General features: G+C 66.6%; 21 protein-coding genes. 6 read left to right on the forward strand and 15 right to left on the reverse strand.

The window, feature by feature from the left end; all coding sequences use genetic code 11:
- Positions 1-253 precede the first annotated feature (253 nt).
- Positions 254-931, forward strand: coding sequence for a CDP-alcohol phosphatidyltransferase family protein (locus AAFN89_RS07570; protein WP_347537606.1), 678 nt, complete (start codon positions 254-256; stop codon positions 929-931).
- 24 nt (positions 932-955) lie between these two features.
- Here the strand turns inward: AAFN89_RS07570 and AAFN89_RS07575 are convergent, their stop codons facing one another.
- The 5 genes from AAFN89_RS07575 to AAFN89_RS07595 all read right to left on the reverse strand — a co-directional run bounded on the left by AAFN89_RS07575 (position 956) and on the right by AAFN89_RS07595 (position 6,896).
- On the reverse strand, positions 956-4,135 hold the full coding sequence (locus AAFN89_RS07575; protein WP_347537608.1) for an efflux RND transporter permease subunit: 3,180 nt from the start codon (positions 4,133-4,135) through the stop codon (positions 956-958).
- Positions 4,132-5,160, reverse strand: coding sequence for an efflux RND transporter periplasmic adaptor subunit (locus AAFN89_RS07580; RefSeq protein WP_347537610.1), 1,029 nt, complete (start codon positions 5,158-5,160; stop codon positions 4,132-4,134). The genes AAFN89_RS07575 and AAFN89_RS07580 overlap by 4 nt, the downstream gene beginning before the upstream one ends.
- Before the next feature lie 130 nt (positions 5,161-5,290).
- Positions 5,291-5,824 (reverse strand): PadR family transcriptional regulator, encoded by a 534-nt coding sequence (locus tag AAFN89_RS07585; RefSeq protein ID WP_347537612.1) that lies wholly within the window; start codon positions 5,822-5,824, stop codon positions 5,291-5,293.
- Positions 5,825-5,995: 171 nt separating this feature from the next.
- Positions 5,996-6,499, reverse strand: a complete 504-nt coding sequence (locus AAFN89_RS07590; protein ID WP_347537614.1) for a PAS domain-containing protein — start codon at positions 6,497-6,499, stop codon at positions 5,996-5,998.
- Positions 6,500-6,578: 79 nt separating this feature from the next.
- Complete coding sequence (locus tag AAFN89_RS07595; protein WP_347537616.1) at positions 6,579-6,896, reverse strand: hypothetical protein; 318 nt, start codon at positions 6,894-6,896, stop codon at positions 6,579-6,581.
- Between the two features lie 514 nt (positions 6,897-7,410).
- On the opposite strand from AAFN89_RS07595, the gene AAFN89_RS07600 reads away from it, so the two are divergent.
- From AAFN89_RS07600 to AAFN89_RS07615, 4 genes are all read left to right on the forward strand, one after another.
- The gene (locus AAFN89_RS07600) at positions 7,411-8,583 is read left to right on the forward strand and encodes a S8 family serine peptidase (RefSeq protein WP_347537618.1); all 1,173 of its coding nucleotides are present in this window, start codon (positions 7,411-7,413) and stop codon (positions 8,581-8,583) included.
- An 80-nt stretch (positions 8,584-8,663) separates the two neighbouring features.
- Complete coding sequence (locus tag AAFN89_RS07605) at positions 8,664-8,888, forward strand: hypothetical protein (protein WP_347537620.1); 225 nt, start codon at positions 8,664-8,666, stop codon at positions 8,886-8,888.
- 92 nt (positions 8,889-8,980) lie between these two features.
- Positions 8,981-9,253, forward strand: a complete 273-nt coding sequence (locus tag AAFN89_RS07610) for a CopG family ribbon-helix-helix protein (RefSeq protein ID WP_347537623.1) — start codon at positions 8,981-8,983, stop codon at positions 9,251-9,253.
- Entirely contained in the window at positions 9,241-9,534 is a 294-nt protein-coding gene (locus AAFN89_RS07615; protein ID WP_347537625.1) for a type II toxin-antitoxin system RelE/ParE family toxin, read from the forward strand. The genes AAFN89_RS07610 and AAFN89_RS07615 overlap by 13 nt, the downstream gene beginning before the upstream one ends.
- Here AAFN89_RS07615 and AAFN89_RS07620 read toward each other — a convergent pair.
- The 4 genes from AAFN89_RS07620 to AAFN89_RS07635 all read right to left on the reverse strand — a co-directional run bounded on the left by AAFN89_RS07620 (position 9,513) and on the right by AAFN89_RS07635 (position 14,092).
- On the reverse strand, positions 9,513-10,439 hold the full coding sequence (locus AAFN89_RS07620) for an esterase-like activity of phytase family protein (protein WP_347537627.1): 927 nt from the start codon (positions 10,437-10,439) through the stop codon (positions 9,513-9,515). The two genes, AAFN89_RS07615 and AAFN89_RS07620, sit on opposite strands and share 22 nt — an antisense overlap.
- 14 nt (positions 10,440-10,453) lie before the next feature.
- Positions 10,454-11,845 (reverse strand): HAMP domain-containing sensor histidine kinase, encoded by a 1,392-nt coding sequence (locus AAFN89_RS07625; RefSeq protein WP_347537629.1) that lies wholly within the window; start codon positions 11,843-11,845, stop codon positions 10,454-10,456.
- Entirely contained in the window at positions 11,838-12,509 is a 672-nt protein-coding gene (locus AAFN89_RS07630) for a response regulator transcription factor (protein WP_347537631.1), read from the reverse strand. Before AAFN89_RS07630 ends, AAFN89_RS07625 begins: the two co-directional genes overlap by 8 nt.
- A gap of 80 nt (positions 12,510-12,589) precedes the next feature.
- Positions 12,590-14,092 (reverse strand): DegQ family serine endoprotease, encoded by a 1,503-nt coding sequence (locus AAFN89_RS07635; protein WP_347537633.1) that lies wholly within the window; start codon positions 14,090-14,092, stop codon positions 12,590-12,592.
- A 356-nt stretch (positions 14,093-14,448) separates the two neighbouring features.
- Between AAFN89_RS07635 and AAFN89_RS07640 the strand changes: the two genes are divergently transcribed.
- On the forward strand, positions 14,449-15,378 hold the full coding sequence (locus AAFN89_RS07640; protein ID WP_347537635.1) for an iron-siderophore ABC transporter substrate-binding protein: 930 nt from the start codon (positions 14,449-14,451) through the stop codon (positions 15,376-15,378).
- Between the two features lie 16 nt (positions 15,379-15,394).
- On the opposite strand, the gene AAFN89_RS07645 is transcribed toward AAFN89_RS07640, so the two are convergent.
- From AAFN89_RS07645 to AAFN89_RS07670, 6 genes are all read right to left on the reverse strand, one after another.
- The gene (locus tag AAFN89_RS07645; protein WP_347537638.1) at positions 15,395-16,360 is read right to left on the reverse strand and encodes a polysaccharide pyruvyl transferase family protein; all 966 of its coding nucleotides are present in this window, start codon (positions 16,358-16,360) and stop codon (positions 15,395-15,397) included.
- Positions 16,361-16,479: 119 nt separating this feature from the next.
- A complete protein-coding gene (locus AAFN89_RS07650) occupies positions 16,480-17,208 on the reverse strand; it encodes a hypothetical protein (RefSeq protein WP_347537640.1) in 729 nt (242 codons plus the stop codon).
- 72 nt (positions 17,209-17,280) lie between these two features.
- Positions 17,281-17,418: a DUF2474 family protein gene (locus tag AAFN89_RS07655; RefSeq protein WP_347537642.1), complete on the reverse strand. Its 138-nt coding sequence runs from the start codon at positions 17,416-17,418 to the stop codon at positions 17,281-17,283.
- Entirely contained in the window at positions 17,402-18,406 is a 1,005-nt protein-coding gene (gene cydB, locus AAFN89_RS07660; protein WP_347537644.1) for a cytochrome d ubiquinol oxidase subunit II, read from the reverse strand. Before cydB ends, AAFN89_RS07655 begins: the two co-directional genes overlap by 17 nt.
- Entirely contained in the window at positions 18,403-19,809 is a 1,407-nt protein-coding gene (locus AAFN89_RS07665; protein ID WP_347537646.1) for a cytochrome ubiquinol oxidase subunit I, read from the reverse strand. Before AAFN89_RS07665 ends, cydB begins: the two co-directional genes overlap by 4 nt.
- A 157-nt stretch (positions 19,810-19,966) precedes the next feature.
- Positions 19,967-20,830, reverse strand: a complete 864-nt coding sequence (locus AAFN89_RS07670; RefSeq protein WP_347537648.1) for a dienelactone hydrolase family protein — start codon at positions 20,828-20,830, stop codon at positions 19,967-19,969.
- Positions 20,831-20,850: the final 20 nt, after the last annotated feature.

Here is a 20,850-nt window from a genome sequence, read left to right on the forward strand (position 1 = left end):
GCAGCTTCTCGTCCATCACACAGGTCTCCTTGAACGGCATCGGCAAAGCCCTCCTTCGCCGACAAGAAAACCTGTCAACCATCTCTCCGGTCTATTCTGTCACCTATCTATCCGGTTCAGACCCGGCCCCTTCCTCCCCCGCTTCGCAGGAGAGGAGCCGAGAGAGTCGCTGTTCTGCTCCTCTCCCGCTTGCGGGGGAGGAAGGGGCCCGTCCCGGAGGGATGGGAAGGTGGGGGTAACGGTTCTCTGTTCGATGCGCAGGCTTGAGGACGCTCCCGCTGGCGGCTACTGCTGGTTTCCCGAAGACGCAGCCGAAGGCCTGCCGCCGATGCTCGACCCGCTCGCCCGTTCCATCGTGGACCCGCCGCTCGACAGCGCCGCGCGCTGGCTCGCCGCCCGGGGCGTGGGCGCGGACGCCGTCAGCTTCGCCGGCTTCGGGATCGGGATCGCCGCCGCGATCGCGCTCGCGCTCCGGGCCGATATGGCGGCGCTGGTCCTGATTCTGGCCAATCGGCTTTTCGACGGGCTGGACGGTGCGGTGGCTCGACGGCGCGGGCCGACGGATCTCGGCGGCTATTACGACATCGTGCTGGACTTCCTGTTCTATTCCGGGATCGTCTTCGCCTTCGCGGTCGGCCGTCCGGACCATGCGCTCGCCGCCGCCTTCCTGATCTTCAGCTTCGTCGGCACCGGCACGTCCTTCCTCGCCTTCGCGATCATGGCGGCCAAGCGCGGCGTGTCGACGGTTCGCGGCGGACGGAAGGCGCTCTACTATGTCGGCGGCCTGACGGAGGGGACGGAGACGATCATCGTCCTCTGCCTCTTCTGCCTTTTGCCGGACGCCTTCACCTGGATAGCCGGCCTGTTCGGCTGCCTCTGCTGGCTGACCACGGCGACCCGGATATGGGAGGCGCGCCGGACCTTCGGCTGAGCCGGACGGGTCAGTCCGCTCGCGTCAGTCCGCGCCGCCCTCGGCAGGCGCGGGGCCGGACGCCGCCATCCTGGCCGCCCGCTTGCGCTCCCGCCGCCGCAGCTTGCGCGCCCGCAGATTGGCGCGGATCATCAGCGCGCTGGGCGTGACCAGCAGTGTCAGGCCGGTGGCGAAGGACAGGCCGAAGACCATGGCGGTGGAAAGCTGGATCCACCATTGGGTGGAGGGCGCGCCGACCGTGACGTCCCGGGCGATGAAGTCGATATTGACGCTGAGCATCATCGGGATCAGCCCCAGCGCGCCGGTCAGCGCGGTCAGCAGCACCGGCCGCATCCGCTGCGCGCCCGTCTTCAGCAGGGCCTCGAAGGCGGTCGGCTCGCTCTCCTTCAACTGGTCGTAGGTATCGATCAGGATGATGTTGTTGTTCACGATCGTCCCGGCCAGCGCGATGATGCCGATGCCGGTCATGACGATGCCGAAGGGCTGGCCGGTCACGATCAGCCCGACGATCACGCCGATGGTCGACATCACCACGGCGGAGAGGATCAGCAGCGTGTTGTAGAAGCTGTTGAACTGCGTCAGCAGGATCACCGCCATGATGAACAGCGCGCCCATGAAGGCCTTGGACAGGAAGGCCTCGGCCGCCCGCTGCTCCTCATCCTCGCCGCCGAAGGTGGCGCGGACCGCGGGATCCAGATTGCCTTCGTCGATCCAGGCCCGGATCTCCTGGACCTTGGCGTCGACATTGTGCCCCGGCAGCACGTCGGCCCCGACCGTCATCACCCTCTGGGCGTTGGTGCGGTTCAGCGTCCCGACCATCGGCTGCGGCGTATAGGTGACGAAGTTGCTGATCGGCACCGCGCCCTCGGGCGTCACGATGCGGATGTGGTTCAACTGCTCGATCGACCGCCACTCCTCCGGATAGCGGAGCGTTATGTCGATCTCGTCGTCGCTGTCGTCCGGGCGGTAGGTCCCCAGCACCAGCCCGTTGGTCACCAGCTTGACCGACTGGCCCACGGCCATGACGTCCAGCCCGTATTTGGCGGCCTCCGCACGGTTCACGGACAGCTCCCACTGGACGCCGGGCAGCGGCCGGTCGTCCTCCAGCGCGATCAGCCCCTCCAGTCCCTCCATATATGTGCGTAGATCTTCCACGGCCTGGGGCAGCAGGCTGGGGTTCCGCGCCGTCAGCTCGACCTGGATCGGCTTGCCCACCGGCGGACCCTGGTCCGGCTCGCGCGTCTCCACACGGATGCCGGCCAGATCGCTGGTGCGGTTGCGGATGTCGTCCAGGATGATATCGGCAGAACGGCGCTCCTCCCAATCCACCAGCTCGATGGAGATCTGGCCGATCACGTCCTCCGCCACGTCGCTGCCCTCGCCGGCCGATCCGGTGCGGGTGTAGACGGCGGTGAACTCGTCGCTCAGCTCCAGGACGCGGGTTTCGACCTCCCGCATCAGCATGTCCTTCTGCTCGATGGACAGGTTGCCGCGGGCGTGGACCAGAACGATCGCCTGCTGAGGCTCGACGTCGGGGAAGAACTCGACCCCGTTATTGTTGTTCACATAGTAGAACCAGATGCCGAACAGGATGCCGGTGGTCGCCAGGATCACCGTCGCCGGCCGTTTCAGCGCCCAGGAGAGGGTTCGGACATAGGCGCCGGTCAGCCCCGTCAGCTTCGTCAGATCCTCATGCTCGCCCCGCGCCAGCGCGTGCAGCCCGTCGCCGGCCGGCTGGGGCCGTCCGACATGCGCGCCCAGCGCCGGGATGAAGATCAGCGCCATCAGCAGCGACGACAGCAGCGTCGCGAACAGAGTGATCGGCATGTACTTCATGAACTCGCCCACCACCCCCGGCCAGAACAGCAGCGGGAAGAAGGCGGCCAGCGTGGTGCAGGTGCCGGCGATGATCGGCCAGGCCATGCGCTTGGCCGCCGTCGCATAGGCGTCGCGAGGGGTCAGGCCGTCGGCCATCTTGCGGTCGGCGAATTCGGTCACCACGATCGCGCCGTCGATCACCTGGCCGATCGCCAGGATCAGGGCGAACAGCACAACGATGTTGACCGTCAGCCCCATGCCCATCAGCACCAGCATGCTGACGAGGAAGGATCCCGGAATGGCCACGCCGACCAGCCCCGCCGTGCGCAGGCCCAGCGTGCCGACGATGATGAACATCACCAGCAGGATGGCGCTGACCATGTTGTTCTGCAGGTCAGACAGCATGGTCCGGATGTCGTCGGACTGGTCCTGGGTATAGGCGACCTGGACCGAATCCGGCCAGCGGGCGCGCTCCTCCTCGACCACGGCGCGGACCGCCTCGATCGTCTCGATGATGTTCTCGCCGGTCCGCTTGCTGATCTCCAGCGCCACCGCCCGCTGCCCGTTGACCCGCGCGAAGCCCTCCGGGTCCTTGTAGGTGCGCCGCACCTCCGCGATGTCGCGGAACCGGACCACGGCGTCGCCGCTGGTCTTGACCGGCATGTTCAGCAGATCGTCCAGATTCTCGATCAGGCCCGGCACCTTGATGGAGAACCGCCCGTCCCCGGTGTCCAGATTGCCGGCGGCGACCAGGCGGTTGGACCGGTTGACCACCGTCGCCACGTCGTCGCCGGACAGGCCGTAGCTCTCGACCAGCAGCGGGTCGATGATGATCTCGACCATCTCCTCCCGGTCGCCGGCGATGTCGGCCTCCAGCACGCTCGGGATCGTCTCGATCCGGTCCTGGAGGTTGTTCGCCAGATCGACCAGCGTCCGCTCCGGCACGTCGCCTGACAGGGTGACGACCAGGACCGGGAACAGGCTCAGATTGACCTCGTTGACCGTCGGCTCGTCGGCCTCCTCCGGCAAATCGGGCTTCGCCAGGTCGACCGCCTCCCGGACGTCCAGCAGCGCCAGATCGATGTCGAAGCCGGCGTCGAACTCCAGGATGACGTTGCCGCCGCCCTCATAGGCGGTCGCCGTCATCTCCTTCACGCCCTCGATCGACCGAAGCTCCTGCTCCATCGGCCGGACCAGCAGCCGCTCGGCATCCTCCGGCGACACCCCGTCCAGCGTCATGGAGACGTAGATGATCGGGATGTTGACGTCCGGGTTGGATTCCTTGGGGATGGCGATATAGGCGTAGAGGCCGCCGAGAAGCAGCAGGACCAGCGCGGTCAGGACCATCCGCGACCGGTTGAGCGCCGCATCGATGATCGCGTTCACGGCCGGGCTCCGCCGGCGGCGATCTGATCGGCGGGCACGGGATCGACGGTCTGGCCGGCGATGACGAAGCTCTGGCCGACGCTGATGATCCGCGCCTGTTCCGGCAGCCCGTCGACCCAGACGCCGCCGGGGCCGTTGCCCAGCATCCGCACTTCGTTGAAGACCACCTTGTTCTCGGAATCCACGGTCTTGATCCCAAGGTTGCCTTCATCCGAGAGGGCGAGGATCGACGGATCGACCATATGAGCCATCACCCGGTCGACCGGCAGGCGCATCTCCGCCGTCACGCCCTGGATCAGGGCGCCGTCGGCGTTCGGAATCTCCAGTTCGACGGCGAAGGTGCGGGTCTCGGGATCGGCGACGCGGCCGATATAGCTGACGCGGCCCTCAAGCTCGGTGCCGTCCAGGAACCGGACGAAGCCCTCGCCGCCCGGCTCGACCTGGCCCAGATACCGTTCGGAGAGCTGCCCGACGACGCGGATCGGGTCCAGATCGACGATGGTCGCGACGATGTCGCCTTCGGCGATATAGTCGCCGACCTCCACCGGCCGCTCGTTGACGATCCCGCCGAACGGCGCGGAGATGGTAAGCCTCTCGACCTCCAGGGCCGCCAGCTCGACCCCCGCGCGTGCGGAATCCAGCGCCGCGCGGGATTCCGCCAGCGACACGTCGGCGCGATAGCCCTGCTCGTTCAACTGCTCGGCGGCGCGGAATTCGATCTCCCGCTGCGCCAGCAGCGCACGGGCCTCGGCCAGCTTCGCTTCCCGGTCGCCGGGGGCGATGCGGACCAGGACCTGGCCTTCCTCCACCGTCGCGCCCCGGTCGGCCAGGATTTCCTCGATGAGGCCGAAGATTTCGCCGCGCACCTCGACCGTCCGGTCCGCCAGCGTGTGACCCTGCAGGATGATGTCGTTGATCATCGGCTGGGCCGCGATTGTCGTGACCCGGACCTGGGGCAGGGGGGCTGCCTCCTCCTCCGGCGCGACGACTTCCGACTGCGCCTGGTTGTCCGATCCGAACAGCATGCCCGAGGCCACCCATGCGGCGGCAAGGAGGGCAACCAGGCATGCAATCATCCACGACCGCGTCATAAGGGGTTCTCCCTGGCTCCCTGGGGGGGCGCCGTCGATCGTCGCCCCTGTTATGGCGTTCGACCTATTCGGCCACGTTCGTCTGGAGTTGCGCCCCGATCAGCTCGTGCCGATGGTTCTCCAGATATTCCAGCGCCGCCTTGTGGATATGAAGTCCCATATGCTGGACGAAACGCTCGCCCGGCGTCTGTTGCTTCCCGCAGGACCCCAGTTTTTCCACAACCGCGCGATGGTAGGCGATGCGGTTGCCCAGCAGGCGATCCAGTTCCCGGGGCGGGATCAGTTCGGCGAAGAAGGTCATGAACAGGAAGTCCGACCGCACCTTGTCGGCCACCGGCTCTTCATTGACCGCGTCGAACAGCGCCTGACGGCCCTTCGAGGTGATCCTGTACACCTTCTTGTCCGGCCGGGCGTCCTGCGACTGTTGCTCGCAGGTCACCAGTTTCTCGTCCGTCAGCTTCTTCAGCGCCGGATAGATCGACCCGAAGCCCGCCTCCTGGAAATAGGAGAAGCAGCCATCCTCGAACTGCTTGCGGATCTCATAGCCCGACGCCTCCGACTTGCTGAGAACGCCAAGGCACAGGGTCTTCACATCCATTTGGGGAGCCTCTTCAAGAGCGGGGGACGGTAATTTCAGCCCGATATATAGTCAAGGAATATATCGGACCGTAATATCGAATGCGAATCGCCTCTGACGCAACTCATTCGGCGATGGAGATTTCCGCGAGCTTTCGGGAGATGCGCTGAATCGCGCTCTACATATCAGCTTCTAGCGGGAAGGGCCCTGGAGCTTCCGGAGGACGCTCGGATGGCGCTCCACCTCGTCATAGCATTCGATCGACAGCGCCTTATCGATCGTCGCGCCGTCGTCGGACAGGGGGAAGACGGCGAAGTCGTAGCTCAGCGCCGTCCACTGATCGACATGCCAGACAGGGCGGGAAAAGACAGGCGCGCGCTTCTCCGCCGCCATCCTGTAGCAGGCCTCGAACTCGCCCTCATCTTCCGGCAGGGCGATTTGGTCCAGATAGCGGCCGGTGAACTCGAAGCCCGTTATCTCCACCACCTTCGTCCCGACCAGCCGGAACCGCACGCGGAACGGATCGCGCTCCAACTGCGTGATCATGATGTAGGGCAGCAGGCTGCCTATCTCGGACGGGTCGATCTCGTCCCGCCGGGGCGCGGGCCGGTCGCCGCGCAGGCCGTTCCAATAGTCGGACAGCCTGCGGATCTTCGCCGATTTGACGGCGGAGATGGAGGTGGAGATCGTCACCATGAGCGTGCCTCTGAGCGTACAGGTTCCGACGCGGCGAAGAAATGCTCTGGACGGTTCGTGGATGCGCGAAGCAGCCGCCTCAGGCAGGCACGCGCATCAGGTAATAGGTAACGGCAAAGCTGACCAGCCCGCCCAGCAGCGCCAGCCCGATCAGCAGCGGCATGGCCAACGAACGGCCGCGCGCGAACGTCTCGTCATAGATGGTCGTCGTGACGGAGCGGGCGTTGGTCCGGTCATAGAACTGCTTGTCGACCTTGACCTGGCGGAACCGCTTGCTGCCCAGCAATTGCCGTGCGGCGGCCAGCGCCGTCTGCATGTCTGGCGTGCTGCCCTGCGGCTGCCATCCGCCCTGGCCCAGCGCCTGGACGGTGTAGGTGATGCTTTCGGCGTTCGACACGGGGCTGAAACGGCGTCCCTGCTTGCGATTGGCGGCTTCTAAGCGGCGCGGAAAAGCCCGCCACAAGCCGGAGCATCGCCGCGAAGCACTACGATTTTGTTAATGTGGAAGCGTCCTCAGTTCGTTCCCCTATATTGACGATACAGGAGGTGTTCATGGGTCGACCCGTCTCCGTCCGTCTGGATGACAGCGTTCAGGCTATTTTGGAGGCCGCCGCCAAGGAGAGGGGGATCGGTATTTCAACATATCTCCGCAGTTGGCGAATGCCGAGGCGCGCCGTGTTCGCCGCGAGCGTACTCGGGCGCAAGGCAAGGCGATTGCCGCCTATGTCGCATCTTCGCCTGAAGCCAGGGAGTTTTATGAGGATTGGGGTACGCCTACCGCCGACGACATGTGACCGGCGACAGTGCGGGCAACTCGCCATCGGTCTGGGATAAAATTCGGAAACGGATTGTGCCTGGACCAGGTTCTGTGACAAAATTCCTGTACCCATTCCCCTCATAGGGAGCGATCGATGGCTGCCCCCACCATCCGTCCCCGAAACCGTGAACCGCTCGGCCGGTATGTCGTCGTGCTGAATTGTCCGTCCGGCGACGCGGACGCCGTGATCCGTCGCTGGGTCGGCGGCGGGGTCGCCCGCAGCTCAGATTTCGGGGGAGAGCCTCCGGTCTGGCCCGCAGGCGGCGATTCCCTCCTCCTCGACCGGCTGGGCATCGCGATCGTCCGGCCCGACCCGGACAGGATGATGGCGATGGCCGCCGACCGTATCGAGGGGGTCGTGTCGGTGGAGCCGGAGGTAGCCGTCTACGCCACCGGCGGCGGCTCTGGCGAGGTCGCGGCAGAGCAAGGGCTGACATGGGGACTGCGGGCGATCGGCGCGGACGCCGCGACGTCGCGCGGGGCCGGTATCAAGGTCGCGGTCCTTGATACCGGCGTGGCCCTCGACCATCCGGGGCTGGCGGGGCGGATCGACCTGACCGCCTCCTTCATCGAAGGGGAAACGGCGGCGGACGGCAACGGTCACGGCACCCATTGCGCCGGCACGATCGGCGGCGCCGACGCCCCGGACGGCCTTCGCTACGGCGTCGCGCCGGAGGTGCGGCTGATGATCGGCAAGGTGCTCAGCGATGAAGGGCGGGGCGGCACGGGCTCCGTCCTCGCCGGTATCAACTGGGCGATTGAGAACGGGGCCGATATCGTCTCCATGTCGCTCGGCTCCCCGGCATCGGAGAAACGACCCTTCTCCCCCGCTTACGAGCAGGCGGCGCGGGTCGCGCTCCAGAACGGAACGCTGATGGTCGCCGCCGCCGGCAATGACAGCGAACGGCCGGAGAAGCTGGCCCCGGTCGGCGATCCGGCCAGTTGTCCCTCTGTCGTCGCGGTCGCCGCGCTGGACCGGGACCTCGCCGTCGCCGCCTTCTCCAACGCCGGCCTGCGCGGCGAGGGGGCGGAGATCGACCTGGCCGCGCCCGGCGTCGACATCTTCTCCGCCTGGCCGGCGCCTGACCTGCATCGCCGGATCAGCGGCACCAGCATGGCCACGCCTCATGTCGCCGGCGCGGCGGCGCTCTACGCCTCGGCCCGCAGCCTGCGCGGCCGGGCGTTGTGGGACGCGCTGGTCGCCGCCGCCCGGGATCTCGACCTGCCGGCACGCGATGTTGGCGCGGGGCTGGTCCGCTGCCCCTGAGGATGTCCCCTAGGATGTCTCGCGCCCCGCTGGCGCGTCTGCTAAGCTCCGCCGATCCAATCCGAGAAGGGGGAGGACCCATGAGCCTTGCCCGCGTCATCGTCACGCTCCGGGACAGCAGTCCCGCCGGGCTCGACCATGCCACCGAAGCCCTGAAGCGCGAGGGGCTGACGGTGGAGCGTGTCCTGGGCGCGGTCGGCATCGTCTGCGGCTCGGTCGACCAATCCTGCCTCCCGCGCCTCCAATCCATGGCGGAGGTGGCGGCGGTGGAGGAGGAACGCGAGGTCCGGACGTCGGCCCGTTAGCCTGCGGCTCCTCATGTCAGCCCGCCAATGTGGACAACCTGTCTGACTCGTCTTACCTTATCGAAAGGTAATACCCATTATCGAGAAGCGGCATGTCCACTTCCGTGAAAATTGATGACGATTTGAAGGGGCGCATCCAGCAGCTTGCTGGTCTGAGAAGGCGGTCGGCGCATTGGATCATGCGCGAAGCGATCACGCAGTACGTGGAGCGTGAAGAAGCTCGCGAACGCCTGAGACAAGAAGCTCTGGCCTCATGGTCCGAATATCAAGAGACAGGTCGGCATCTGACCGGACAAGAAGTGCGCGACTGGCTGGATAGCTGGGGCACGGAGAATGAAAAGGCCGCGCCTGAGTGCCACGAGTAATCGTCACCCCAGGCGCGAGACGAGGCCTTGAGCGTTGCAGGCAGTTCTTGTCCGGTAAAGCGCCCCAGGCGGCTAGACGCGCGGCTCAATCCATAGCCCGCCAGTTCTTGCTGTTGGAGACAATGCCGGACATAGGACGGCCCTTTCCAGAGCAACCGGAGTTGCGCGAATTGATGATCGCGTTCGGAGATTCCGGTTATATCGCCCTCTATCGCTATCAACCAATCGATGACGCCGTATACATCCTGGCCTTCCGGCATCAGAAAGAAGACGGATATTGAATATCTGACAGAGGCTCAGCCCACTCCAGCCGATACCGGACCAGCAGCGTCCGCTGGAGGTTCATGAAATTATCGTCGGAGACGGCGTAGACCAGGATCGCGCCATCGTCGCCCGGCGTTACGGCCAGCCCCTCGAAATTCTCCGTTCCCTCTTCCGGCGCGATCGAACCGATCGCCTCCGCGATCAACGCGTCCTCGCCGGCGATCTCGCTTGCCTCCAATAGGGAGAGGCGGCTTTCGAACCAGCCGAGGATGCTGAAGCGGCGCTCCAGCACCAGAACGTCGCCGCCGGGAAGCGTCGCGGCGTCCACCGGGACGAAGCCGCCGCTGGTGCGGTAGCGGCGCTGCTCCCACTCGTCGCCCCGCCCGATCCAAGCCTTGTGGCTCCCGTCGGCTTCGGCGGTCTCCGCCAGGACCAGCAGCCTTCCATCCGGTAGCACCGTCAGCGATTCCAGGCTGCCGTTCGCCGGAAGATCATCGGTTCCAGGCAGCGTGGCCGTCGCTGTCGGTGGCCCGGCTAGATCGTCGTAAGTCGCGATCCGGTGACGACCCTCGAAGGCGACCAGCCAGTCGCCGTTCGCCGCGCGGGCCAGCGCCTCCGCGTCGCGCGTTGATTTCGGCGCGTCGGTCGGCACGCCTCCCAGCGGCCGGATGTCGGATGCCGTTCCTGCCGCGGGATCGATTGTCGTCCAATGGCCGGTGTCGGTCACGGCGATCAGCAGATCGCCATCGACGCGCAGACCGGACAGGCCGCCGAAGGAGTCCCCGCCGGACAGCGTGACCGTCGCCTCGCGCGTCAGCGTCCAGGCCCCCGCCTCCGCCGCCTCGGCCGCCTGCGAAACCGAAGGCTCGCGGGCGCAGGCCGCCAGCGCAAGTCCGGCCGCCGCCACGCCCGCGGCAGACATCCATCGGCCAAGGGTCATGCAACGTCGCGGTCGTGGGGAAACACCATCTCTATGCGCAGGCCGGGATCGTTGTCGTCCAGCGTCAGCGACGCGCCGTGCAGCCGCGCGACGGCGTTCACCAGGCTGAGTCCCAGCCCGTTGCCGGGCGAGCTGCGGCTCTGCTCCAGCCGGACGAAGCGGCGCAGGACTTCCTCCCGGTGCTCCGGCGGAATGCCGGGGCCATTGTCGGCCACGGAGAGCGCGGGGCCGCCGCCATTGGCGCCGTTCCTTACCGAAAGCGTGATCCGGCCGCCTTCGGGCGTGTATTTGACGGCGTTGTCCAGCAGGTTGGCCAGTGCCTGGGAGAGAAGCTGCCGGTTGCCCGAAACAATCGGGTCCGCATACCGGTCTATCTCCAGATGCAGGCCGGATTCCTCCGCCACAGCGCCGTAGAGGTCGCCCAGCGTCTCCGCCAACTCGCCAAGCCTCACCGGCTCGAACGCCTCGCGCAGCGTGCCGGATTCAGCCTGGGCGATGGACAACAGCGCGGTGAAGGTCGCCAGAAGCTGATCCGCCTCGGCGATCGTCTCCTGAAGCGTCGCGCGATAGCCCTCCTTGTCGTGCTCCTCGATCAGCGCCAGCTCCAGCCGGCTGCGCAGGCGGGTCAGCGGCGTGCGCAGATCGTGCGCGATGCTTTCGCCCACCTGCCTCATGCCGGTCATGAGCTGCTCGATCTGGTCCAGCATGGCGTTCAGATTGCGTGCAAGCTGGTCGAACTCGTCGCCGGTATTGTGAAGCCTTACCCGCTCCTGCAGCGACCCGCCCATGATCTTGGTGGTGGTGCGGTTTATCGCTTCCACCCGCTGCATCATGCTGCGGCTGATCAGCACGCCGCCCAGCCCGCCCAGCCCCAGCGTCAGCACCAGCGACCAGGCCAGCGCCGCGATGATCCGCTGCTGGAAAACCTGCCGGTCGCGCATGTTGCGGCCGACAAGAAGCTGATAGTTGCCGGGCAGGGTCAGGCTCAGCGCCCGGGCCGGCTGGGGCCTGCCGTCGGGCGTGCTGGTGCCCGCGATCTCGAACCCGATCCAGCCCTGCGGCGTCGGCGCGTCGGTCGGCCAGCCGATGATGTTGCCGGCGACGGGCGTCAGGTCGGGCGCGGTCAGCAGGTAGAGCGACCCGCTGCCCGGCTCGTCCGACCGGTCGGCCACCACGTCGCGCAGGGCGCGCAGTCCGCCGCGATTGTACTGCTCGGTCAGGCCGCTGACCTCGGCCAGGATGGTCTGGTTCGTCTGGCGGTCGATATAGGCGGCGGTGAACCAGTAGATCAGGCCCAGGATCACCATGACGGAGATGGTGAACAGCCCCAGATAGAGGACGGCCAGCCGGAAGGTCGTGGTCCGGAGAAGGTTGGCGGTGCTAGGCACGCAGGCAGTATCCGGCGCCGCGCACCGTATGGATCAGCGGCGGCGTGAAGTCGCGGTCGATCTTCTGGCGCAGCCGGGCGATATGCACGTCGATGACGTTGGTCTGCGGGTCGAAATGATAGTCCCAGACATTCTCCAGCAGCATCGTCCGGGTCACCACGGACCCGGCATGGCGCAAGAGATATTCCAGCAGCTTGAACTCGCGCGGCAGCAGGTCGATCGGTTTCGATCCCCGGCGGACCGTGCGGGCCAGCAGATCCATCTCCAGATCGGCGATCTCCAGCTTGGTGTCCGGCGTCGCCCCGGCGCTCCGCCGGCCCAGCGCGTCGATCCGCGCCACCAGTTCGGTGAAGGCGTAGGGTTTGGTCAGATAGTCGTCGCCGCCGGCGCGCAGGCCGCGCACCCTGTCGTCGACGCTGCCCAGCGCGCTCAGGATCAGGATCGGCGTCTGGTTGCCGGCCGCGCGCAGCACCTCGATCAGCGACAGGCCGTCCCGACCGGGCAGCATGCGGTCGACGATCATCACGTCGTAGAACTCGCTGCCGGCCAGGAACAGGCCCTGCGTGCCGTCCGCGGCGTGATCGACGACATGGCCGCTTTCCTTCAGGCCCTTGACCATATAGGCAGCGGCCTGCTTGTCGTCTTCTATGACCAGGATTTTCATGGACATGGACTATAGGGGATGAAGCGGAGAGGCGGAAAGGGCCGGGCGATGGCCCGGCCCCTCCTTCGGTTGACGCCCGATCAGGCCTTATCGATCTCGACCGCCAGGAACTGCTGTGTTCCTCCGCGATTGACCAGGAAAAGGACGGCGTTCCGGCCTTCATCCTTCGCGGCGTCGACTTCCTCGGCCACCTGGTTCGGGTTCGTGACGGGGTGCGATCCGGCCTCCACGATCACGTCGCCCGGACGCAGCGGCGTCTCGGGGTCTTGCACGCCGACGACCAGCACGCCCTCGACCTTCGGATCGATGCCGAACCGCTGGCGCGTCGCCTGGTCCAGCGAGGTGAGCGCCAGCCCCAGCGTGGTGTCGCCTTCCGGCGAGGCGGGGTCGGTGGAGGCCATGACCATGGTCTCTTCCAATTCGCCGATCGTCACGTTCAGCGTCTGGCGGTTGCCGTCGCGGACCGCCACCATCTCGACCTCGTCGCCGGCCGTCGTCGCGGCCACGTCGTAGGTCAGGTCGCGGATGGATTCGATCGGCTGGCCGTCATAGGTGACGATCACGTCGCCCTGTTGCAGGCCGGCCTTGGCGGCGGGACTTTCGGGCTCGACAGCGGCGACCAGCGCGCCCTCATGCTCCTCCATGCCCAGGCTTTCCGCGATCTCGGGCGTTACCTCCTGGATACGCACGCCCAGCCAGCCCCGATCGACCTCGCCATCCTCCCGCAGTTCGGCGATCACCGGGGCCGCCAGGTTCGACGGGATGGCGAAGCCGATGCCGACGGAACCGCCGGATGGGGTGTAGATGGCCGTGTTGATGCCGACCACCCTGCCTTCGGCGTCGAAGGTGGGGCCGCCGGAATTGCCCTGGTTGATGGAGGCGTCGATCTGAAGGAAATCGTCATAGGGGCCGGCATTGATATCGCGCCCGCGGCCTGAAACGATGCCCGCCGTCACGGTGCCGCCCAGCCCGAACGGGCTGCCGACCGCGACCACCCAGTCGCCGACGCGGATTTCGTCGCTGTTGCCGAATTCCAGATAGGGCAGGTCCTCCTCGGCATCGACCTTGATCAGCGCCAGGTCGGTCTTGGGATCGCGCCCCACCAGCTCCGCCGGCAGGACAGTCCCGTCCTTCAGCGTCACCTTGATGTCGGTGGCGTTCTCGATGACGTGGTTGTTGGTGACGATGTAGCCCTCGGGATCGGTGATGAAGCCGGATCCCAGCGCGTGGACTTCGCGGGGCTCGGAGGGATGGCCGGGCCGTCCGCCGAACCGCTCGAAGAAGTGCTCGAACGGCGACCCGGGCGGGAACATGGGCATGTCCGGCATCGGCCGCGCCTGTGCGCCGGGCTGGGTCTGGGTGGTGGAGATGGCGACCACCGCCGGGCTCACCCGCTCCACCAGGTCTGCGAAACTGCCGGGATGGCCGGCGGTCTCCGAAGCGGTGGCGGCATGGGCGGGGGTAACGATCCGGTCCATGCCGACGATGGCGCCGCCGGTCAGCACGGTCGACCCCATCAGCAGCGCGACGACGGCCGCCCTGCCTCGGGATCGGCGGGGGAGAAGGGAAAAGGGTTTGCGCATCGGTTTCTTGCTCCTGTTCCTTGAAGAACCTTGAAGTCGCTCACGGGCCTGCGCGACCCGAACGATCCAATCGATAGCGCATGGCCGATGACCTCCGGGTGTCGGCCGCATTAATTGTTTGAAAGGCGGAATGGAATGCGGGGACGGACCAAAGAAATGGCCGGCCTGGAGGGGACCGGGCCGGCCTTTAGAGAGGGACTCTTCAGGAGACGATCAGCCTGTCCGGGGTGTGCGTCGAACATCTGATCGAAAGCAATGATGTCCTTTTACACCCCGTCACGTGACCCGGCCCTTTCGGCTACATTACAAATCCGCAATGTTGAAGGGTGTCTACGACGATTCTCATAAGGCTCCCGATGCGCTTTCTTCTTCTGCCGATCCTGTTGCTCCTGCCCATGCTCCTGCCTGGAAGGGCGCATCCGCAGGATGCGACGCCGACGCCGGAACCGCCGGCGGTGCTGAACGGCTTCGACCGCGTGGTGGCGCTCGGGCCGGTCTATGTGGAGGATCTGCTGGCGCTGGGGCTGGCCCCGGTCGGGATATCCGATCTCGATTCCTGGCGCCGCGAGAACAGGGCAGGGGGCGACCTTTTGGCCAAAGCGGTGGATGTCGGCCCTCGGCTGGACCCGGATCTCGGGGCCATCGCGGCACTGGCGCCGGACCTGATCGTCGGTTCGATCCCCGGCCATGGCGGGCTTTACGGCCGGCTGGCGGGAATCGCGCCCACCCTCCTGTTCGATCCGCGTCCCGGCCCCGGCGACATGAGCCGTTATCAGGAGAGAGTTTCGACCTTCCGCACGCTGGCCGTGGTGCTGGGCCGGATCGACCGGGCGGACGCCCATCAGGCCCATCTGGACTCCATCTTCAGCCAGGCCCGCGCCGCACTGGAAGCGGCCGGCCTTGCCGGCACGCGCGTGATCGTCGCCCGAATCCTGCCCGATCCGCCGGGGATCGCGGTCATGACGCCCAACGCGTTCGCGTCGCTGGTGCTGGAGAAGGTCGGGCTGGTCAACGCCTGGCCCGGCGGCTTCGACGATGACGGTTTCCAGACGGTCGAAGTCGAGGCGCTGGCAGCAATCCCCGACGCCACCCTGCTCTACGCCGCCGACGCCGACGATCCCGCCATCAACGCGTTGACGACGAGCCCCGCCTGGCAGGGACTTCCCATGGTCCAGGCCGGCAAGGCGCTGCCCCTTCCGGAAGACATCCCCCTCTCCCCCGGCATCCTCTCAGCCGAACCCTTCGTCCGCCAGATCCTCACCACCCTGGGCGCGCCACCGCCGTGAGCGCGAGCCGCCGGATTCACGCCGCCCGGGCCATGATCTCCGGATGGTCGGCGAACCAGGCGTCGTGATAGGCAGACAGCTTGCCGTAGGAATTGTCCAGCAGCGTCACCCGCCGACTCAGCAGGCTGGCGAGGATGCAGCCATGGAGGCGGCTGGTGACGACATGCTCATGGTCGCGGAAGAAGCCGACCATCCGCTCCACGATCCGGTCCTGGAGCTTGTACCAGGCGCGGCTGGGGTCGATCGGCAGGTCGACCCGACCGTCCAGCCAATGGGTCTTGCGGCAGGCGCGGAACATCAGCGTCTCCCACGGCTGGATGAGATCTTCCCAATCGACCGGCTCGCCTTCCTCAGGCTGGTCGCCCTCCATGGCGACGGCTTCCTCGTCCTTGCGCAGGAAAGGCAGAACCCGGCTTTCGGCCGACGTTGGGAGGTCGGTCGGCCAGCGGCCCCAGAGCTGGTGCGCCATGTCCGGAATCATCACCGTGTTCTCGGTGAAATGGGTCGCGCTGATCTCATAGGATTTCTCGTCGCGGACCAGGATGTGCAGGTCGCCATGCCGGCGCAGCGCGTCGGAGGACGCCGCCAGCGCCTCGTCCGACCCGTAATGGATGGTCTGCGGCAGGAAGACGACCCGGTTGTCCGGGAACGCGGCCACGACATCCTCGCGGAAGGTCTGGTGCCACGGATAGATGTCGCCCAGATTGCCGCCGCCATGGAGGGCGATGATCGTATCGGGTGTCACCGCCGCCTGGAGCGAAGGGGTGAAGTTGTAGAGGCTGGCCCGGCCGACCACGCGGTGGCCGTGATCCTGGAAGAACGCTTCGGTGCCCATGTTGATCAGGCTGTCGCCGATGTTCAGGTGAACCGGATAGTCCAGGTAGAGGACGGGCCGGTCAGGCGGCATGATCTCATGGATGTCGGCCAGACGCTGCTTCAGCGCGTCCATGGTCGCGGGGGGTGAAATCTCGGTGGAGGACATGGGGGAGCTGTGTCTCCGTCGGGGGGAATTCGGGACTACACCTTTATCGTAAGCTAATATGGTCGCTTAAGGGCTGAAACAAATCGATGTCAGGGCCGTTGGAGGGCGCTTCGCCGCCTTTAGCCCGCGCTTCGCCCCGTCATCCGGCCGGCGAGGTTGCGCAACAGCGGCAGCGACCCCGTCTCGATCGTCCTGGGCTTGCGGTGCAGGGCGAGGGCGTAGAACAGCAGGACCAGCGCCGCCGCCATCTCCATGATCTCCTCGACCGGCCGCATCGCCGGATGCTGGATGGCCGTGTCGATCGCGAGCGCCAGGCCCAGCACCGCCGCGAACAGATAGAGCAGGCGGTGATGGATCCACAGATATCCCGCCGCTCGCTCCAGCGCGTCGCGCAGCCGCCAGACGATCGCGCCGAGGATGCCGATCGCCAGCAGGGCCGCGCCCGCCGTCAGATAAGGCGTCTGCATCCAGAACGTCTCCAGCAGCCGCGCCGCCAGAACGATCAGGTCATGCGCGCCATCCAGCTCGCCGCCGCCATACATCTCCGGCACCGGCGTCCCCAGATGCCGCGCCCCGAAGCTGACCTCGCTGAGCGCGCCGACGACGCCCAGCACGATCGGCAGCAGCAGGAAATTGGTGGCGTAGCCGCGCCGGATGAGCGAGTAGAGGGCCGCGATCGCCGCCGTCAGGAAGAAAGACGCGCCGGCCATCTCCACCACCCCGTCCTCCGTCGACAGGACCGTGCGGCTGGCGGGGAACAGGATGACGATGGCGATCAGAGCGGCGATGATGCCGGCCGCCAGCAAGGCGGCGCCGGCTTCCTCGCGGCGGTATCGGCGGATATCCATGGTGCATGAACTCGGGACGACGGGATTTGTTACAGTTTCACGACGTCCCGATGGCGAGTTTATTCCGAACCGTCACAGCCCCATCAGCAGCCGCAGCCCGTAGGCCACGGCAGCCACCGTCGCCAGCCCGGCCAGCCACAGCCCGGCGAACCAGGCCAGCTTCAGCCATAGGGGCCGATCAGTGGTATCCGGATCAGTGGTATCCGGCATCTTCCGTCACCTTCCCGCGGAAGACCCAGTAGGTATAGGCCGTGTAGGCGAGGATGATCGGCACCACGATGACCACCCCGACCAGAAGGAATATCTGGCTCTCCGGTGGCGCGGCGGCTTCCTGGAGCGAGATTTCGGGCGGGATGACGTTCGGCCATATGCTGATCGCAAGGCCGAGGAAGCCCAGCAGGAACAGCGCCATGGAAAGGACGAAGGGCCGCCAGTCCGCGCCCCGCCTCAGGCCGGAGAAGATGCCCCAGGAGACGGCGGCCACGGCCAGGGGCACAGGCGAAAGGATCGCGATGTTGGGCCAGGAGAACCAGCGCTGCTGGAAATCGTTCTCCAGGAACGGCGTCCACAGGCTGACCACGGCCATGAACGCAACCACCAGCATCAGCACCCGCTCCGCCGCCTTCCGCGCCCAGCGGTGAAGCTCGCCTTCCGTCTTCATCACCAGCCAGGTCGCGCCCAGAAGGGCGTATCCGGCGACCAGCGCCGCCCCTGTCATCAGGCTGAAGGGCGTCAGCCAGTCCAGCGCGCCGCCGGAAAACGCCCGCTCCGAAACCTCGAAACCCTGGACGTAGGCTCCCAGCGCCACGCCCTGCGCGAAGGTCGCCAGGACGGAACCCAGGATGAAAGACAGGCTCCATCCCGGCCGGTGCCGCTCGTCCCTGAAACGGAACTCGAACGCCACGCCCCGGAAGATCAGCGCGATCAGCATGACCAGCAGTGGCAGGTAGAGCGCCGGCAGGATGACGGCGTAGGCCAGCGGGAAGGCCCCGAAAAGCCCGGCTCCGCCCAGGACCAGCCAGGTTTCGTTGCCGTCCCAGATCGGCGCGACCGTGTTCATCATGACGTCGCGGTCGCCCTCGTCCTTCCGGAACGGGAACAGGATGCCGATGCCCAGATCGAATCCGTCCATCAGCACGTACATGGCGATGCCGAAGGCGATGATTCCGCCCCAGATGATGGGAAGCATCTCGGTCATGGCTGGCGCTCCGCGGTTTCGATGGGAGGCTCGTCGGCCGCCGACATCGGGCGGCTCGGTCTCTTGGCCATGTCGTCGGCCGTGTGGGCGGGGGCCGCCGTGACCGGGCCATGGCCGATCAGCCTCAGAAGATAGTAGGTCCCCGCGCCGAACACCGCGGCGTAGGCGATCATGAAGAAGGCGAGGGAGGTCGCGACGCTGGCCCCCGGCACGGGCGACACGGCGTCGGCCGTTCGCAGCAGCCCGTAGATCACGTAGGGCTGCCGGCCGACCTCCGTCACCGTCCAGCCGGCCAGGATGGCGACGAAGCCCGCCGGCGTCATCGCCATGCAGAGATACTGGAACCACCGCGTGTCGTAGAGCCGCCCTCGCCATCGGAGATAGACGCCGGACAGCCCGACGAACGCCATCAGGATTCCGATGCCGACCATGATGCGGAAAGCGTAGAACACCCAGCCGACCGGCGGCCGGTCCTGGGGCGGGAAATCCTTCAGCCCGGTCACCGTCCCGTCCAGGCTGTGGGTCAGGATCAGGCTGCCCAGATGGGGGATCGCCACCTCGTAATGATTTTCCTCCGCCTCCTCGTCGGGCACCGCGAACAGCAGAAGCGGGACGGTCCCGGTCTCCCAATGGCCCTCCATCGCCGCGACCTTCGCCGGCTGGTGCTCCAGCGTGTTCAGCCCGTGGAAGTCCCCGGCGACGATCTGCGCCGGGGCGACGATCACGGCGAAGCCCATCGCCTGGGAGAACATGATGCGGGCCAGCCGGACATGGACGCCCCGCCACAGATACCAGGCCGAAACGCCGCCGATGACGAAGCAGGTCGTCAGGTAGGCCGCCAGCGTCATATGGACCAGGCGATAGGGGAAGGAGGGGTTGAAGACGATCGCCCACCAGTCGACCGGGTGGAATATCCCGTCCACGATCTCATAGCCCTGCGGCGTCTGCATCCAGCTGTTGGCCGACAGGATCCAGAAGGTGGAGATCAGGGTGCCGACGGCGACCGCCAGCGTCGCCACGAAATGCAGCTTCGGCCCCACCTTGTTCCAGCCGAACAGCATGATGCCCAGGAACGACGCTTCCAGGAAGAAGGCGGTCAGCACCTCATAGCTCAGAAGCGGACCCATGATGCTGCCGGCGATCTCGCTGAACCGGCTCCAGTTGGTGCCGAACTGGTAGCTCATCACCACGCCGGACACGACGCCCATGGCGAAAGAGATGGCGAATATCTTGACCCAGAACTTGTAGATCGTCCGGTAGTCCTCGTTCCCCGTCTTCAGCCACAGCGCCTCCAGCAGGGCGAGCCAGCTCGCCAGCCCGATGGTGAAGGACGGGAACAGGATGTGGAACGCGATCGTGAAGGCGAACTGCAGGCGGGAAAGCAGCAGCGGGTCGAAATCCATGGCATCCTGGCCTTTCGTCGGGCTCTACCGTGGCGGGTGGCGCACTCCTCTAAACACGATGTCGACTATCGCCGATCCCGTGGCCGGGTCGATTGCGCATCCTGTCTTGCGACCGAACGCCGCCTTGCATCCGTGGTCACAGGCGAAAAAGGCGAAATCAGCCGGCCAGCGTCTCCTTGAAGAAGGCGATGGTGCGTTCCCAGGCCAGGGTCGCCGCCTCCTCGTCATAGCGCGCTTCGGACGTGTCGTTGTGGAAGGCGTGGTTGACGCCCTCATACATATGCAGCGTGTAGGTTTTCCCCGCCGCCTCCAGCGCCTCCTCGAAATCCGGCACGCCGGCGCCGATCCGCTCGTCCAGCCCGGCATAGTGCAGAAGCAGCGGCGCCTGGATGGACGCCACCTCTTCCGAAGGCGGTGCGGGGCCGTAGAAGACGACGCCAGCATCCAGTTCCGGCGCGGCCACGGCGACCCGGCCGACGACCCCGCCGCCCCAGCAGAAACCGACGATGCCGACATTGCCGTTGCTGTCCTCCCGCGCCGCCAGCCAGTCGATCGCCGCCCGCGCCTGCGCCGTCACCTGGTCCATGTCCAGCCCGCCGAACATCTCCCGCGCCGCGTCGGGGTCGTCCGGCGTGCCGCCCAGGGAGGACAGGAAGTCCGGCGCCAGGACGAGGAATCCTTCCTTCGCCGCCCGCCGCGCCACATCCTCGATATGCGGGTTCAGCCCCCGGTTCTCATGCACCACGATGATCGCCGGCAGCGGCTGGGAAGCATCGGCCGGCTTGGCCAGGTAGCCCGCCAGCTCGCCGCTGTCCGTCGGCACGGAAACCCGCTCCGTCGTCAGCGACGGGTCGTCGGGCTCCGTCATCGCCCCATGGGCGTAGTTCGCCTCCAGCAGCGGCACCAGCGCGGCCGCGGCGGCCATCCCGCCCGCCAGTGCGGCCAGCCGCTCCATGAACAACCGACGGTCCATCCCCTTGTGGGTGTATTCGTCGTATAGGGCGATGATCTCCTGCCGCATGAGGCCCTCCCGCACGATGA

The sequence above is a fragment of the Inquilinus sp. CAU 1745 genome (assembly GCF_039839375.1).
In the GTDB taxonomy this organism is placed as follows: domain Bacteria; phylum Pseudomonadota; class Alphaproteobacteria; order DSM-16000; family Inquilinaceae; genus JBDOQU01.